We start from the raw sequence: 17054 nt of genomic DNA, 5'->3' as shown, positions 1-17054 counted from the left end.
GGGGTGGGGCACTTGTTCGGATGCACTCACAGGGATTCGGCCAGTCCGGATAGGCTGACGGGATGACGCGAGCCGAGCAGCCAACGGTCGTGACCTCTTCATCCGACGCACTTGCCGCGGACTCCCGCGAGCGCGCCGTACGAGCCCTGTTGCGCTTTCCGCCGCTGAGGCGGCTGTGGAGCGCCCAGCTGGTCGACAGCATCGGAGATGCCCTCGCCCTGCTGGTCCTTGTGCTGTTGTCGCTTCAAGCGGCAGTGGCGCAGGGCTCCTTGGGGCCCGGCTATCGCAATGCCGCGTTCGCCGTCGCCGCCGTCTTCGGCGCCCGGCTCCTGGCAACCCTGCTCTTCGGTGCGGTTCTCCTCGGTCCGCTCTCGGCTCTGACCGGGCCCTCCGGCCCGCTCGACCGCCGCTGGACCATGATCGGGGCGGACGGGGTGCGGCTCGCGCTCCTCATCGTCGCTCCGCTGTGGATCGACTGGATGCCCGACAAGGCGCTCGCCGCCCTGCTCGTCACCGTCTTCCTCACCGGCGTCGCCGAGCGCTTCTGGATGGTCGCCAAGGACGGGGCGGCGCCCGCGTTGCTGCCTGCGCCGCCCGCCGAGGGCGCCGCCGTACGGCCACTGCCCGACCGGATGGAGGCCCTGCGCCGGCTCTCGCTGCGGACGGGCTATGTGGCGCTGCCGCTCGCGGCCGGCACGCTCCTCGTCGTCACGCTGATCGGGAACCTGCTCGGCTCCGGCGTGGAGTGGTTCCACCTGCACCAGGCAGCCCTCGGCTCGTACGTCGCCGCCGGGCTCTTCGCCGCCGCCATCTCGGTGCTCCTCTCCCTCGAACTGCCCGGCGCGAAGACCCCCCGCGCGCGCTCCCCGCTTGAGGGGCTGCGCCGTCCCCGGTCCGGCACGAGTCTCGACAAGGGACGCACTGGCGCGATCCCGCTGCTCGTCCTGTCCTGTGCGGCAGTCGCCGGAGCGGTGGCGGGCGCCGTGGCGGTGGCCGCGCTGCAAGCCCGCGACCTCGGCGGCGGGCCGGTCGGCTTCTCATTGCTCGTCCTCGCGCTCACCGGCGGCACGGTCGCCGGCATCCGGCTCGCGCCACGCGTGCTGCCCGCCTTCTCCCGGCGCCGGATGCTCGCGCTCGCGATCGCTGTCACCGGGCTCGCCTTGCTCGCCGTGGGCCTCACCCCCGACCCGACGAGCGTGCTGATCCTGGCGCTCGTGGCCGGTACCTCGGCCGGGATAGCGGCCAACACCGGGCACACCCTGCTGGACCAGGAGTCCGAGGAGTACCGGCGGGCCCGTACGACCGACCATCTGCACGCCGTTGTCCGCGTCTTCATCGCACTGGGAGCGGTCGCGGCCCCGCTGCTCGCCGCCGGAATCGGCCCGCACCGGCTGGCAACCGGCGACTTCGTCTTCGCGCACGGCGGCGCTGCCTTCACGCTGATGCTGATCGGCGCGCTGCTGCTGCCGGTGGCGGCGCTCGTCCTCGGCAGGACCGACGACCGGTCCGGCGTGCCGCTGCGCCGTGATCTCAGGGACGCCCTGCGCGGCGGAGAGACCGAGCTGCACCCGGCGCCCACGGGCTTCTTCATCGCTGTGGAGGGTGGCGACGGCGCGGGCAAGTCCACCCAGGTCGAGGCGCTGGCGGAGTGGATCCGCGCCAAGGGGCACGAGGTCGTCGTGACGCGCGAACCGGGCGCGACCGCCATCGGCAAGCGCCTGCGTGCCATCCTGCTGGACGTATCCAGTGCCGGGCTGTCGCCTCGCGCTGAGGCGCTGCTGTACGCGGCCGACCGCGCCGAGCACGTCGACTCGGTCGTACGGCCGGCCCTGGCGCGCGGCGCCGTCGTGATCTCCGACCGCTACATCGACTCCTCCGTTGCCTACCAGGGCGCCGGCCGCGATCTGTCGCCGACCGAGATCGCCCGTATCTCGCGCTGGGCCACCGACGGCCTGGTGCCGCATCTGACCGTGCTGCTGGACGTCTCCCCGGAGGTTGCCCGGGAGCGGTTCACGGAGGCGCCGGACCGGCTGGAGTCCGAGCCCGCCGAGTTCCACGCGCGCGTGCGCGCCGGCTTCCTGGCGCTCGCCGCCGCCGACCCGACGCGCTACCTCGTCGTCGACGCCGGACAGGAGCCCGAGGCGGTCACCACGGTCGTACGCCACCGGCTCGACCAGATGCTGCCGCTGTCGGAAGCGGAGGTGGAGGCGCAGGAGGAGGCTCGTAAGGCCGCCGAGGAGGAGGCCCGGCGCCGGGCCGAGGAAGAGGCGGCCCGGAAGGCCGAGGAGGAACGGCTCGAGCGCGAGCGCCAGGAGCAGTTGGCGAAGCAGCGCGCCGAAGAGGAGGAGCGCAAGCGCCGCGAGCTGGAGGAAGCGCAGCGCCGCGAGGCCGAGCGGCAGGCCGAGGAGGCCCAGAAGCGGGCGGAGGAGACGCGCCGCCGGGTCGAGGCCGAGCGCCAGCGCCGCGAGGCGGAGGAGCGCGAACAGGAGCGGCTGCGGCGCGAGGCCGAGCGGGAGGCCCGGCTCCGGGCGGAGGCCGAGGCGCAGCGCCTGGAGAAGCAGCGCAGAGCCGAGGAGGCCTTGCTCGCGGCGGAGCGGGAGCGCGCGGCGGAGGCCGCGGCGTCGTCTGCGAACGAGGCCGCGACGGTGGAGACGCCGATGCCCGACCGCCCGGAGGGCCCGGACTCCTCCTCGGACTCCGAGGCGACGCAGAACGTCCGCACCCCAGGGGCGGACCACGCTCCGCGCCGGGATGCGGACGAGACGGCGGTGCTGCGACCGGTCCCGCCGGAGGACGGGGACGACAGCGCCGGAGACCCGGAGGAGACGACCGTCCTGCCCAAGCCGCCGACGGCCGGCCCGGCCGACGAGACGGCCGTGCTGCCACCCGTACGGCCCGAGGACGGCGGCCCGTACGAGCAGCGGTCGTCCGACCCGACGGACCGGGTGCCGCCGTGGCTGTTCCGTCCCGAGGACGGGGCGGAACAGCAGCCGTCGGATGCCGACCGCACCCGCGAGCTGCCGCAGGTCGATCCGTCCGCGGGTCAGGGGGCACCCGAGCCGCGACGGCGCGGCCGTGGCGGCGATCGTCCGGACTGGGCGGAGGAGACCCCGCTCGACGACCTGCCGAGCCTTGCCGACGAACTGCTCGGCTCGTACGACGAGGAGAACGACGACCGGCGCGGCAGGCGGCGCGGACGCTAGCCCGCGGGGCCACGCTGCCGGCGAGGACCGCCACCGAGGCGGGGGATACGTGGCCACCGTCCCCCGCCTCGGCGTCTGTCTGTACGGCGACGCGTCTGGGGGACGCGTCTGAACGGTGACCGGAGCGGAGCGTGCGGGCCGGTCGTCCGTCACCGTTGTCAGTGCGGTGGACGACAATGGGGAACCGCGGCGCGCCACGCATTCCGTGCGGCGCGCCCGCGGTACGGGGCAGGGACGCGGGAAAGAGACGGACGGCAGGGCAGCGATGGCGGTGTGGGACGACCTGGTCGGGCAGGACCGGGTGACTGAGCAGCTCGCGGCTGCCGCCCGCGATGCGGACGCGTTCGTCACCGCGGAGGCCGCTGAGGCCGCCGCCGCGGGGTCGGCCCATGTGGTCGCCGTACCTGGCCCCGCCGATGAGCACCCCGACGGTCCTGGGGGGCGGGCGGCGCCATCGAGGATGACGCATGCCTGGCTGTTCACCGGCCCCCCTGGCTCCGGCCGCTCCACCGCCGCCCGCGCCTTCGCCGCCGCGCTGCAGTGCGTCAGCCCCGACCGCGCCTTGGGCGGCGCCCCCGGCTGCGGCTTCTGCGAGGGCTGCCACACCACTCTCGTCGGCACTCACGCCGACGTCGAGATCGTCCGCACCGATCTGCTGTCCATCGGTGTGAAGGAGACCCGCGACCTCGTCCGCCGCGCCCAGCTCTCCCCCGCGGGCGGCCGCTGGCAGGTGATCGTCATGGAGGACGCCGACCGGCTCACCGAGGGCGCGGGCAACGTCCTGCTCAAGGCCGTCGAGGAGCCCGCGCCCCGCACCGTGTGGCTGCTGTGCGCACCGTCGATCGAGGATGTGCTCCCGACGATCCGCTCGCGCTGCCGCCACCTCACCCTCCGTACGCCACCCGTCGACGCGGTCGCGGATGTGCTGGTGCGCCGCGACGGCATCGAGCCGCCCCTGGCCGCGGCGGTCGCCCGGGCCACCCAGGGCCACATCGGGCGGGCCCGCCGCCTGGCCATCGACGAGCGGGCGCGCGCCCGCCGGGCCGCCGTGCTGAAGGTGCCGCTCCGGGTCGACGATGTCGGTGGCTGTCTGAAGGCCGCGCAAGAGCTGGTCGACGCGGCAGCCGAAGACGCCAAGCAGGTGGCCGAGGAGATCGACGCCAAGGAGACCGAGGAGCTGCGTGCCGCGCTCGGGGCCGCGGCCGGCACCGGCGGCCGGCTTCCGCGCGGCACGGCCGGCGCGATGAAGGAGCTCCAGGACCGGCAGAAGCGCCGTGCGACCCGCACCCAGCGCGACAGCCTGGACCTGGCACTGACCGACCTCACGGGCTTCTACCGCGATGTGCTCGCCCTGCAGCTGGGCTCCTCCGTCGCGATCTCCAACACCGAGGTTCGGGATGCTTTGGAGCGCGTCGCCCAGTCCTCCACGCCGGAGCGCACCCTTCGCCGCATAGAGGCGGTGATCGCCTGCCGTCAGGCGCTGGACAGCAATGTCGCTCCGCTGCTGGCGGTCGAGGCGATGACCATGGCACTGCGCGCCGGCTGAGGGCGGCCGAGGGCCAGACGGTCATGGCCTCACCCGTACGGGATGGCGGACTGCGCATGGAAGGTGGTCGGACGGATACTCTCCGAACACCCGACGTCGACAACCGAGGGACACCCCCCATGGACACCAGTCGCCTGTTCCGCATCTCCGCCACCGTTGTCGCGGTCGCGGGCCTGCTGATCTCCGGCTGTTCCTCCGGCCAGTCGCCCCAGAGCGCCTCGGCGTCGCCGAAACCCACCGGTGCGCAGGCGCAGACCAGCGGAGCGGTGAGCGTCCTGCCGCCGCTGCCGGCGCAGACACCGGCGGGCCTCAGACCGTTCTACGAGCAGAAGCTGCGCTGGCGCGAGTGCGGCGTCCCCGGCTTCGAGTGCACCTCCGTGAAAGCGCCGCTCGACTACGCACACCCCGACAACGGCAAGGACGTCGACCTCGCCGTCGCCCGGAAGAAGGCGACCGGCCCGGGTGAGCGGCTCGGCTCCCTCCTGGTGAACCCCGGTGGCCCTGGTGGCTCCGCGATCGGCTATCTGCAGAACTACGCGGCGATCGGCTATCCGGCGCCGGTCCGGGCGCGGTACGACATGGTGGCGATGGACCCGCGCGGCGTGGCCCGCAGCGAGCCCGTCATCTGCCTGACGAACGAGGAGATGGACGCCTACACCCAGGTTGACCAGACCCCCGACGACCAGGGCGAGGTCAAGCACCTCGTCGACTCCTTCAAGGAGTTCGCGGGCGGCTGCGAGCGCCGCTCGGGCAATATCCTCGGCCATGTCTCCACGGTCGAGTCGGCCCGCGACATGGACATCCTGCGCGCGGCTCTGGGCGACCAGAAGCTGAACTACGTGGGGGCCTCGTACGGCACCTTCCTGGGCGCCACATACGCCGGGCTCTTCCCGAGCCGGGTGGGCCGGCTGGTCCTGGACGGCGCGATGGACCCCTCGCTTCCGGCCCTCCGCATCAACCGCGACCAGACCGCCGGCTTCGAGACCGCCTTCGATGCCTTCGCCGCGGACTGTGTGAAGCGCAAGACCTGCCCGCTGGGCCACAAGAGCGGGCAGGAGGCGGGCAAACAGCTCTCGGACTTCTTCAAGAAGCTCGACGCACAGCCCATCCCGACGGGCGAGGACCGCCAGCTGGGGGAGTCGCTGGCCACCACCGCCGTGATCGCCGCGATGTACGACGAGGGCGCGTGGCCGCAGCTGCGCGCCTCGCTGAAGGCGGCGATGGACGGCGACGGCAGCGGGCTGCTGAAGCTCTCGGACCTCTACTACGAGCGACAGCCCGACGGGACGTACGCGAACCTCATGTTCGCCAACGCGGCCGTCAACTGCCTTGATCTTCCCCCTGCCTTCCGGGGGCCGGCCGATGTGCGCAAGCATCTGCCGTCCTTCCAGAAGGCCTCGCCGATCTTCGGTAGGGGCCTGGCCTGGTCGGCGTTGAACTGCACGTACTGGCCGGTGGAGCCGACCGGCACGCCGCACCGCATCGAGGCCAAGGGCGCCGCCCCGATCGTCGTGGTCGGCACCGTCCGTGACCCGGCCACCCCGTATGTCTGGGCGAAGGGGCTGGCCGGCCAGCTCAGCTCGGGCCGCCTGCTGACGTACGACGGCGACGGGCACACGGCGTACGGGCGGGGCAGCGAATGCATCGACAACGCGATCAACACCTACCTCCTGGAGGGCACGCCCCCGTCGGAGGGCATGAACTGCCGCTGACCTGCACCGCCTGGCCGTCGGACCCGCTCCCGCCGACGCCGCGGCCCGTCCCGGCCGCCTCCCAGTACCGGCGCAGGCCCTGGTGCGGGGCACCCTTGGCAACTGTGTAGACTTGGCGCCGTTGCCGATGCCAGTCTGTGCCTCACAGCCCGGTGTATCCGCAGCTTGCCGCCTTAGCTCAGTCGGCCAGAGCGACGCACTCGTAATGCGTAGGTCAAGGGTTCGATTCCCTTAGGCGGCTCAGAGAAACCCCAGGTCAGATAGCAAGCTGACCTGGGGTTTTCTGTTGCTCGGAGCATGGCATGTCACACGGTCGGGTTGCCGTGACTTTGCTTGCGTGAGCGATGCGTGAGCGGAGCCGCTCGGGGACCTACTTCTCGGGCGTTCGGCGCGTGGCCTTCTTGTCCGCCTTGGCCTGGGCTTTCGCCAGGTTCTGCGGCTTGCCGCCCTTGCCCTTGCCGGCGTTCTTCGCCGCGGCCTTCTTGGCCTTCTCCTTCTTCGCGGCCTTGCGTGCGGCCTTCTCGGCCTCGGCCTTGCGCTGAAGCGGGACCAGCTTCGCCGTCGCCTCGGCGGCGCTCCTGCCGCCCTGGGGCAGGACGCTCTGGTAGATGTCCCGCGTGATCCGGGTGTCGCTGTGCCCAAGCGTCCCCGGCGGCCGCCTTCATCGTGGAGACCCACAACAAGCCCGCCATCCTCGCCCTCCACGAAGGGCGCAGCCACGCCACGTACTTCACCCCGTACCCGGAGCGCGGCACCGGACTGCAGACCCACTCCACCCTGCTGCCGGAAGGCGGCCTGTGGCACTGCTCCCACATCTGGTACGAGTCCGACGGCAGCACCCGCGTCGGCACCGAACTGTCCCGCCTCACCCACCCGGACGAGGTCGACGCCTACGCCCGTAACGCCAGTCTGGAACCGGAAAGCCGCACCGCGAGCTGGTCCGGCGACGGCGCCCCGTACACCGAACAGTCCCCCATCTTCATCTCCACCTACGTCAAGTCCGCCCACGCCAAGGCCGCGGCGTGAGCGTCTGGCAGATCGCCCGCAGGCACCGCGCACTGCTGCTGACCGGAATCGTCCTCGGTGTCGCCGGCGCGGCGGCGACCCTGGCCCAGCCCGTGGTCATCGGCGAAATGATCGAGGCCGTCGCGGCGGACCGGTCGCTGACGGGGCCGATCCTGCTGGCCGCCGCGCTGTTCGCCGCGGACGCCGCTCTCGCGGCCGCCCACGCGTACGCCATCGGCCGGGCCGGGGAGAATGTCGTCCACGACATCCGGCACACGCTGGCCGCCCGGCTGCTGCGCTCCCGGCTCCAGTCCTACAACCGTTGGGACCAGGGCGATGTGTTCACCCGGATGGTCACCGACACCTCGCTGGCCCGTGTCTGCATGACCCAGGCCCTCGCCCAGATCGTCACCAGCGCTTTCATGGTCGTCGGCGGGATCGCGCTGATGGCGTGGCTCGATCCGCTGCTGCTCGCCACCACCCTCGGCTGCCTCGGAGTCGCCAGTGTGGTCTCCCTGCTGCTGGCCCGTCAGGTCCGCCGGGTGTCGGTGACCAACCGCGAGGACACCAGCACCTTCGGCTCCGCCCTGATGCGCGTCATGGGCGCCCTGCCGACCGTGAAGGCGTCCCGCGCCGAGGCCCGCGAGACCGAGCACGTCACCGGCCTCGCCCAGCGGGCCCGGCGCTCCGGCATCCGCGTCTCGGCCCTGTCGGCGATGCTCACCCCGGCCATGAACGTCGGCACCCAGGTCGCGCTGACCGTCGTCACCGCCTGGGGCATGGCTCGCGTGGCCACCGGCGACATGGCGCCCGCCGATCTGACGTCGTTCATGATGTACCTCTTCTACCTGGTGTCGCCGCTGGTGATGCTGTTCATGTCGATCGCCCAGTTCCAGCAGGGCAGGGCCTCCATCGACCGCATCGCAGAGCTCGGCACCATCGAGCAGGAGGACGGCGGCGCCGGCCCCGAGGCGGTCGTCGAAGGGCACGGCCTCACCTTCGAGAAGGTGTCCTTCTCCTACCCCGGAAGCGACGCCGTCGTCCTCGACGAGGTGTCCTTCACGGTCCTCGAACGCGGACTCACCGCCATCGTCGGCCCGTCCGGCGCGGGCAAGAGCACCGTGTTCCAGCTCGTCGAGCGCCTCTACGAACCGGTGTCCGGCACGGTCCGCATCAGCCGGACCGACACCGCCCGGATGCCGCTCGGCCAGCTGCGCTCCCTCGTCGGCTACGTCGACCAGGACCACACCCTGCTGCGCGGCACCATCCGCGAGAACCTCCTCTACGCCGCCCCCGAGGCCGCCGAAGGGGACATCGCCGACGCTCTGCGCATGGCCCATCTCGCCGAGGTGATCGCGGCCCTTCCCGACGGCCTGGACACCGAACTCGGCGAGCGCGGCTCCGGCCTCTCCGGTGGCCAGCGCCAGCGGCTGGCCATCGCCCGTACCCTCCTGCAACATCCCAGGATCGTGCTCCACGACGAGGCCACCGCCCATCTCGACGGAGAGTCGGAGGCGGCACTGCGCGACAGCATCTCCACCATCTCCCGCTGGTGCGCGGTCGTCGTCATCGCCCACCGCTTCTCCACCATCGCCCAGGCAGAGAAGATCATCGTGCTGGACGGGGGCAGAGTGCAGGCCACCGGCACACACGCCGGCCTCAACGAGAGCAACAGCCTCTACCGCCGGCTCGCCGAATACCAAGGGGCCGCCGCATGACCCCGGATGCCGCCATCGTCGACACGGGAGCAGTCCGGCCGGCGGGACCTGGGACAGCTCGCCGACCAGCGGGGCCGATCGCCCCCCGGCCCGCAGACGGTCTCGGACCGCCCGGGTGCCAGGCGGTGTGAGCGTGATCAGTTCCACGGGTCCGGCGGCCAGTTCCTCGATCAGGGCGCGAGGACTCTCGTCGGAATCCTCGTCGCCCTGACCGGCGCCGACCGCCTCGGCTACACCAGGGCTCGTGTCCCGCGGGTTCGGTAGGCTGGCCCGCACGGTGACGGAGCGTGCCCGTTGCCATCCGTTCCGCTGCTCCCCGAGCGAGGTCGCTTGAGCACCGCCACCGTTCGCCCCCCCATCGCCGACGGCTCGGCTCCGCGGCCCGAAGGACTGCCCGACGCGTTCGCGGTGCTGTTGGCCCAGCTGGGCGCGGCTCCGGTGGATCCGGCCACCTCGGTGCTGGTGGACGCGGCAGTGGAGGTGTGGCGCAGGCCCGGTTTCGACTCTTTCCTGTCGCTGCCGCAGCTGTCCTTCGCGCCGTTCGGGTACCAGATGCAGACCGCTCAGACGGTGCTGCGGCGGATGCGCGGCCGGGCGATCCTTGCGGACGAGGTGGGGCTGGGCAAGACCATCGAGGCGGGTCTGGTCCTGTCCGAGCTGCGGATGCGGGGGTTGGCCGATCGGACGCTGGTGCTCACCCCGGCCGGGTTGGTGGAGCAGTGGCGCGAGGAGCTGGAGCGCAAGTTCGGCCTGCCGACAGCGATCGCCCGGGGCCGGGGCTGGGAGGAGGCGGACGCGGAGCGGCCGGTGGTGCTCGCCTCGATCGCCGCCGCGCGCCGGGAGCCGCTCAAGTCCCGGCTGACCGAGGGGCAGTGGGATGTGGTGGTGGCAGACGAGGCGCACCGGCTGCGCAAGCCGCGCAGCGCCTCGGGGAAGCTCGCCCGGGCCTTGCGTGCCCGCTATCTGCTGCTGCTCACCGCGACTCCGGTGGAGAACCGCCTGCAGGACCTGTACGAGCTCGTGAGCCTGGTCGCGCCCGGGTTGCTGGGTACACCTGCGCAGTTCCGCCAGCGGCACGCCGGAGCCGGGACGGAGCCTTCGACGCCGCGCAACCTGGACGAGCTGCGGGCCCGTACCCGTGAGGTGATGGTCCGTCACCGGCGCAGCGAGGTCGAGGTGCTGCTGCCGCAGCGGCTGGCCGAGACGGTGCTGGTGGCGCCCACGCAGGAGGAGGCGGAGCTGTATGCGGGCATCGCGGCCAGGATCAGGGCGGAGGCCAAGGGTGCGTCCTCGGCGCGGCTGCTGACCCTGCGCGGGCTGACCCGGCTGGCCGGGTCGAGCCCGCAGGCTGCCGCGCCGACCCTGGCCAAGGCGGGCTGGCCGGACCTGGCGGCGCTGGCCCGGCAAATCGAGGGATCCACCAAGGCGGAGCTACTGCTGGAGCGGCTGCGTCGGCACAACGGACAGGGGGAGAAGGTGTTGGTGTTCACCGCCTTCCGGCAGACCCTGGACGCGCTCGCCGCGCGGCTGGAGCGCGAGGGCGTCCAGGCGGCGGTGTACCACGGCAGCCTCTCGCGCCGGGACAAGGAAGCGGCGGTGGCAGCCTTCCGCGATCAGGCACCGGTGCTGCTGTCCACCGAGTCCGCTGGAGAGGGCCGCAATCTGCAGTTCTGCCATGTGATGGCCAATGTGGACCTGCCGTGGAACCCCATGCAGATCGAGCAGCGTCTGGGCCGGCTGCACCGGGTGGGGCAGGAGCACGACGTGGTGCTGACCAATCTGGTTGCCCGGGGCACCATCGAACAACGGATCCTGCACGTCCTTGAATCCAAGATCAATCTGTTTGAGCTGGTCGTCGGCGAGCTCGACATGATCCTGGGCCGGGTGGACGAGGACTTCGACTTCGAGGCCTCCGTCTTCGACGCCTTCGCCACCGCAGGGGACGACGCGGAGTTCGAGGAGCGCCTGGAGCGCCTGGGCGAGCGGCTGGTCAGTGCCCGCACGGACTACCTGGACAGCCGCGGCGCGGTCGACGCACTGGTCGGCGGCGATGACGAGCAGGAGGCGGGCCGGTGATCCGCAAGGAGGCTGGGCTGGCCTTCTGGCTGGACTGGGTCGAGCACCGCGGCGGGCTGTGGGAGGACGCCGGGGACACCGCCCTGGCACTCCTGCCCGCTGCCCTGGCGAGCGAGCTGGAGCTGCCCGAGGAGACCGCGGTCACCGCCGACCCCGATGTCGCCCGCGAAGACGGCGCCCTGCTGCTGGTGACCGGACACCCGGTGGTCGCCAAAGCCGCCGAGAGCGTTCTGGCCGCGGGCGACACCGGCACCCTCACCCTGGCCGCGCCGCGCTCCGTGCCGCCCGATGCCACCACGTTGCTGTCCAAGGCCCGAGAGCATCTCCCGGTCGACCACGGCCGCCTGGATCCGCGCGCCGACGCCACGCCCGAGCGGGCGCTGCGGCCGGTGCTGCGCGTGGGCGCCCTTGTGGGCTACGAGCTCTCCGCGGAGGACCACTTCCAGGAGCAGGTCGAGGTGTTCGTCGACGTACCCAGCCGCCTGCAGGTGCCGACGAGGGTCAGCGAGCGCCTCGCCCGCACCGGCCATGACCCCCGTGCCGAGACCGCGCTGCCGGTCGGGCTCGCCGCCGCCGTGGACTACGCCTCGACCAGCCGGCCGGACCTGGCCGCGGCCCTCGCCGAGGCCCACCGGATGCTGGAGGCCGTCGCCGTGCTGCGCCGTGATGGGCTGGCCGGGCAGATCGGCGACGCGTACGCCAAGGAGCGCGCCCGCGCCGAGGAGTACTACGCCGCCGCCGTGGAATCCTTGGAGCGCCGTGCCGCCACTGCGCCCGAGGACCGCGCGCCGTTGCTGCGCGCCCGTATCGAGAGCACCCGCGAGGAGCGCGCCCGCCGCCTGGCCGAGATCGCCGAAAAATATCGTGCCCGCCACACGCTCACTCCCTACCGGCTGCACCTGCTGAGAGTCCCGGTGCTGCGCCTCGCGCTGGACGTCCGCAGGGGCGAGCGGCGCTATCCACTGGACCTGGACTGGCTGCTGCCCGCCGGAGAGTTCGCCCCACTGCGCTGTCCGGCCTGCGCCCAGAGCGGTGCGGCGCTCGTCGCAGCCAAGACGCACCTGGGCTGCGCCCGATGCCTGGCCCCCAAGCGCCCCACCCCGGTTCCGGCCCCGGAGTCCGTACCGCCGCCCCGCGACGGCGCCGCCGCGCACACTGCCGCATCCGCGGAACGCGCGGTGGCGCCAGTGCGTGCGGGCGCCACCGTCGCTGTGGGGCCGTCGGCCGCACGGAACGCCGAGGCTGCGGGCGGAGCTGCGCCGCGGAGCGGGGGTCGATCGAAGGCCGGGCGAATCGCCGAGGCGTCCGCAGCGCGCGCCTCCTCCTCCCGCCCCGCCACACCCGGCCATGCCCCGTCCCCGCCGCAGCTCCGGTCTGTCGATCCCCAGACCCTGCAGAAACGCGCCTTCACCTTCTGGGAGCACGCCGCAGGCGGCGACCGCCGCAAGCTGGAGCGGCTGTGCGCCCCGGACTCGCCCGCCGCCGCCCTGCTGCGGCTGTACGGCGCGGCCGGGCCGCTGTACGGAATCGGCGTCGACTCCCGGGAGCGGGTGGAGTCCTGCAGCGCCGTGGTCTTCCCCGCCGAGGGACGACGCGGCTGGGACAGTGCCGGAGGCGAGGTCCGCACCGACCGGGGACGCCATGACTACCTGCTGCGCTGGTCCCTCGGGCCCGACCCGCTGATCGCCGAGGTCCTGCCCCATCAGACCCCCTACGCGATGAACGCCAGCACCATAATGGCGCGCTACCGCCCAGGTGGTACTGAGCCGGCCACCCGCCTCCCGCGCACCGGTGCCGAGCTGGACCCGGTCGCCCACCTGCTGTGGCAGCGCACCCCTGCCCGGTACGGGGCGCACCTGGCCGCACGGGCCCTGGCCTCCTGGTGGCGACTGGCCGACCCGCGGGCATTGCGGGGGCGTTACCCGGCTGCGGTCCTCGCCGCCGCCGCCGAGCGGTCCGCCTGCTACTGGAGCGGCGCCGGCGGGGGCGGTTACCGCGACGCGGCACGGCTGTGGCAGGTCCCTGAGGCCGACCTGCGCAAGGCCGGCACGCACCTGCAGCGTGTGCTGAAATTGACCCAAGACCAGCCCTGGTAGCCGCGCACGGCGCCCGGCCCGATCGGCCGGGCCGGTCCCCACCCGGAACGCACTGACGAGGACTGCGCTTGCCGACCGCCTCGCCGCAGACCGCCCGGCGGATGCGCTCGGGGTACCTGCGCGCCATCGAGCCCCTCAGGCCGTCGCCGGCGACGCCAACTACCAGCAGATCGCCCGGCTGCTGCTCAGCGCCCGTGCCTGCCACCAACGCCTGGGCGCCACCGCCGAGTTCGAGACATGCCGCACCGCGCATGGATCTGCTGGTGAAGCCGTCACGGCATGGCCGAGACCGGGCTGTTCGGGCCAGTGGGTTCACGGGTGCCGTTGACTGTTGGCGGAGGCGCGCGAGCAGGCAGGGCTACTGGCCGCCGGGAGCCATTGAGTCGGTCGCGTTGGGTAAGCTGGACGGGCACTGGAATGGTGTGAACAGGCGGTCAGCGGCCGGGAGTTGTGGACGTGACGGCCGTGATCCTGGAGATGTTCAGTGAGAGACGACGCGGAACTCCTGGCGCAGGTGCGTGAGCTCCGGCGGCGCGGCAGTGGGCCGAAGCAGATTGCCCGGGCGCTCGGTGTGCGGCAGTCGGTCGCGAGCGTGCTGGTGCGGCGGGCTGCCAAGGTCGAACAGGCGGTCGATGACCCGGCGGGCCGTGCCCTGGTCGGCTGCTGGCTCAGTCCGGGGTGGAGCGAGGGGCTCGGCCTCGGCGACGATCCTCGTGCTTGGCACCAGAGCGACCCGTTGTCCGGTGCGGAGACTGCCTCGGGTGGGTTGGCGGGGGTACTGGTTGCCCGGCGGGAGCGGGCGAGCCGGGTCACGGTCTGCGGGTTCCTGGTCGACGTGCACTGCCTCGGTGTGAAGAACGTGAACGGGCCGCACACGCTGGGATCGGGCTCTCTCGACGCTTGGCGGCGGGAGTTCTTCTCCGCGTTCGACTCGCCGGGTGTCGAGGCGTCGCTGGAGTTGGCCCAGCATCTCGTGCACGGAGCGGTGGCCTTTGCCCGCGGGCTGGGCTTCGAGCCGCATGAGGAGTTCGCCGCGGCGGCCGCGTACCTGGGTGAGCCCGCGGGACCGGTGCCGATCGAGTTCGGCCGGGACGGCGTGCCGTTCTATGTAGCGGGTCCGTACGACGATGCCCGGTCCGTCGTCCGGACGCTCGAAGCCGCGGTCGGCAAGGGCAACTACCACTACGTGCTGCCCATGGGGTAGCGGTCCGCTGGTCCCGGCCGAGTTGGCGTAGCGGTTCAGCGGTAGCTTGGCGGGGCAAGGAGTGCCGCGGACAGGTTGGGCGGGTTCATGCGGATGCGGTTCGAAGCCGGGGCCGAGGAGGAGTACGAGGCGGCGCGTGGACTGCTGGTCGACCGGCTGGTCCGGTGGGCCGGGGAGCAGGGGCTGCCGGTCGACGGGTTCACGGCCGAGGCGGCGCTGGACTACCGGCACCGTGCGACGGCCGACGGTCGGCTAGGGCTGTGGGAGCCCCGGCACGTGGAGGAGTTGCTGCTCTCCTGGTTGCCGGAGAAGATCACCGAACTCCCTGGAGAGGAACGCGGCGACGCCCCTGGCACGCTGCGCACGCTGCTGCGCTATCTGCACGCCGCGCAGTTGGCGGACCCGCGCGGGCCCACACTTCAGGACTCCCTCGCCGCGGTCGAAGCGGTCGCGGAGCGGCATCCGGCGGCGATGGCGGAACGCACCCGCTGGGGTTTGGCGAAGTTCTGGGCGATGACAGCGGCCGAACAGGGCGTGGACGTCATGGACGGGGCGGCGTTGCGGCGATTCGCGGAGCGAGCGCAGCGTGAGGAGGTCGCCTACGACAAGCAGGCCCTCGATGCGATCATGGAACGGCGGTTGACCGGCCGCGCGCTGTCCAGTGCGGCACGGGCCGAGCCGCAGTTGCCCGTGGTGCTGCCCCCGGACGGCGAGCTGCGCCGACGGGCCGAGGTCCTGACGATCGTGGCGCAGCTGCGCGGGCTCGCCGAGTGGGCGGGGCAGGGCGGCCGCGCGGTGACGACGACGGGGCGGCTGCGGATGGCCGACGCCCGCGAGCTGGTGGACGTGCTGGGCACCGGCGACAAGGCCGAGGGGGTGCGCACTTCGGCCGACCTGCCGCGGCTGGGACTGCTGGTGGAGTGGGCGAAGAAGGCGCGGCTGGTCCGGGTGACCAAGGGGCGGTTGTATGCGGTGGCCAAGGCCCGGCCGGTGCTGGCCGATCCGCTTCGGCTCTGGCTACGCGCCTTCGACGCGTGCTTCGAGCTGCGGCAGGCCCTGATCGGGGCGCGCAGCGGCTGGCATGTCGAGTCGATGCTCTTCGATGTCTACGCGGACGTGCTGGAGGACGTGCTGAACGCGCTCTACAGCCTGCCGTACCCGATGCCCTGGCCGCGGCTGCGCGACTCCGTACACCTGGCCTACCGGGCGTGCTTCCAGCTGGACGGCGGGTCGGACATCCGGCACCGGATGTGGTTCGAGCACGCCGACCGGGACCTGCGCACGGTGCTCGACATGCTGGAGGACCTGGGCGCGATCGAGCGCGACCGGGGCATGGCCGATCCGGTGTTCCTGGAGGCCGACCTCTCCGGCGCCGGAGAGGAGCTGCCCGCGGACATGCCGCCGGAACCCGCGGAGCTGCTGGGCGCCGCGGGGGCGGCAGCGGACCCGGCGGCGCAGGAACGTGCCCGCGCTCAGCGTGAGGAGCTGACCGCCGGGCCGGTCGAGCTCATCCGTCTCACCGAGCTGGGGACCCGGGCCGTACGGCAGCGGCTGCTGGCGGTCGGCCGGAACGCACCGCTGGTCGGTGAACTGGCCCAGGCGCCGGCCGCCGGCCTGCTGGGGGTGCTGGCCGAAGACTACGACCCTGATGCCGCCCGCGCGGAGCTGGCCGGCTGGATGGCGGCCCGCGGCGACCGGGATGACGCGCTGCGGCAACTGACCGACGCCATACGGTTCATGGCCTTCCGCACGCGTGCACAGGCGATGCTCGACGTGCTGCTGGCGGCGTTGCCGGACGGCGAGGGTGAGCGGCTGCTGCGCGGGCTGCGCGGTGACGCCCAGCTGGCGCCGCTCGCGCTGAACGCGCTGGCGCACCATGAACTGCTGTCCCCTGAGGACATGACCGATGCCGAGCATCTGCTGGTGCTCGCCGAGAGCCTGCTCCAGCTCGTTGAGCTGGCGGGCGGCCGGGACGGCGCCGAGGAGGCGCTGCGTGGCCAGGGCCCCGAGGTCAGGGACGCGGTCGCCGCCGCGCTGGACTCCGCGCACCCGGACCGGACCGGACTCGAAGAGCTCGGGGATCTGGCGGCCCGGGCACTGCGTACTCCCGCCACCCGCCTCGGCCGCACCCGGAAGGGCCGGCGCCCCGCACGCAAGAGCGGTCGCGAGCGGCATCGCTGACCAGGGCGACACGGCGCGGTTCCGCCGGCGCAGGGTGAGGCCGACACGGGCACGGAGTCGGGTGGCGGGGAAGCGGTGGGTCCTGGTGTCGTACGTCCTCGGTGGTGCGCGCTACCTTCAGGGTCGTGGCTGAGGGATGGGACGAGGACGGGCTGCGGGCCGTTCGCGGCGCGCTCCACACGCAGGACGGGATGGCGCTGCTTGCCGCGTTGCGCCGTGGACCTGTTGGTGTCGCGCAGCGTCAGATTTTGACCTAAAGGCCCTCCATGAAGCTCATGGAGGGCCTTTCTTGTACCCGGATGGGAACATCATG

Annotated in this window: 9 protein-coding genes and 1 tRNA gene; all 10 read left to right on the top strand. The window is 72.7% G+C overall.

What is annotated here, in order from left to right:
• Positions 1–62: 62 nt before the first annotated feature.
• On the top strand, positions 63–3203 hold the full coding sequence (tmk, locus tag ACY34J_RS12885) for a dTMP kinase (protein ID WP_462726552.1): 3141 nt from the start codon (positions 63–65) through the stop codon (positions 3201–3203).
• Between the two features lie 265 nt (positions 3204–3468).
• Complete coding sequence (locus tag ACY34J_RS12880; protein ID WP_462726551.1) at positions 3469–4749, top strand: DNA polymerase III subunit delta'; 1281 nt, start codon at positions 3469–3471, stop codon at positions 4747–4749.
• A gap of 119 nt (positions 4750–4868) precedes the next feature.
• Positions 4869–6461 carry an alpha/beta hydrolase gene (locus ACY34J_RS12875; protein ID WP_462726550.1) on the top strand — a complete coding sequence of 531 codons (1593 nt, stop codon included), beginning with the start codon at positions 4869–4871 and terminating at the stop codon, positions 6459–6461.
• 167 nt (positions 6462–6628) lie between these two features.
• Positions 6629–6702 (top strand) — tRNA-Thr (locus ACY34J_RS12870).
• 425 nt (positions 6703–7127) lie between these two features.
• A complete protein-coding gene (locus tag ACY34J_RS12865; protein WP_462726549.1) occupies positions 7128–7487 on the top strand; it encodes a hypothetical protein in 360 nt (119 codons plus the stop codon).
• Positions 7484–9184 carry an ABC transporter ATP-binding protein gene (locus ACY34J_RS12860; protein ID WP_462726548.1) on the top strand — a complete coding sequence of 567 codons (1701 nt, stop codon included), beginning with the start codon at positions 7484–7486 and terminating at the stop codon, positions 9182–9184. Before ACY34J_RS12865 ends, ACY34J_RS12860 begins: the two co-directional genes overlap by 4 nt.
• A gap of 330 nt (positions 9185–9514) precedes the next feature.
• Complete coding sequence (locus tag ACY34J_RS12855) at positions 9515–11260, top strand: DEAD/DEAH box helicase (RefSeq protein ID WP_462726547.1); 1746 nt, start codon at positions 9515–9517, stop codon at positions 11258–11260.
• Positions 11257–13356, top strand: a complete 2100-nt coding sequence (locus ACY34J_RS12850; protein ID WP_462726546.1) for a hypothetical protein — start codon at positions 11257–11259, stop codon at positions 13354–13356. The genes ACY34J_RS12855 and ACY34J_RS12850 overlap by 4 nt, the downstream gene beginning before the upstream one ends.
• A gap of 484 nt (positions 13357–13840) precedes the next feature.
• The gene (locus ACY34J_RS12845) at positions 13841–14560 is read left to right on the top strand and encodes a hypothetical protein (protein ID WP_462726545.1); all 720 of its coding nucleotides are present in this window, start codon (positions 13841–13843) and stop codon (positions 14558–14560) included.
• An 87-nt stretch (positions 14561–14647) separates the two neighbouring features.
• Entirely contained in the window at positions 14648–16741 is a 2094-nt protein-coding gene (locus tag ACY34J_RS12840; RefSeq protein ID WP_462726544.1) for a hypothetical protein, read from the top strand.
• Positions 16742–17054: the final 313 nt, after the last annotated feature.

It is taken from the genome of Streptomyces sp. HSS9-12 (assembly GCF_054963655.1).
Note: the sequence above shows the minus strand (reverse complement) of the source record. Positions and strands in the feature narration are given on the sequence as shown.

Coding starts and splice junctions, on each gene's coding strand:
- tmk (WP_462726552.1), top strand. CDS start 63: ATGACGCGAGCCGAGCAGCCAACGGTCGTGACCTCTTCATCCGACGCA.
- ACY34J_RS12880 (WP_462726551.1), top strand. CDS start 3,469: ATGGCGGTGTGGGACGACCTGGTCGGGCAGGACCGGGTGACTGAGCAG.
- ACY34J_RS12875 (WP_462726550.1), top strand. CDS start 4,869: ATGGACACCAGTCGCCTGTTCCGCATCTCCGCCACCGTTGTCGCGGTC.
- ACY34J_RS12840 (WP_462726544.1), top strand. CDS start 14,648: ATGCGGATGCGGTTCGAAGCCGGGGCCGAGGAGGAGTACGAGGCGGCG.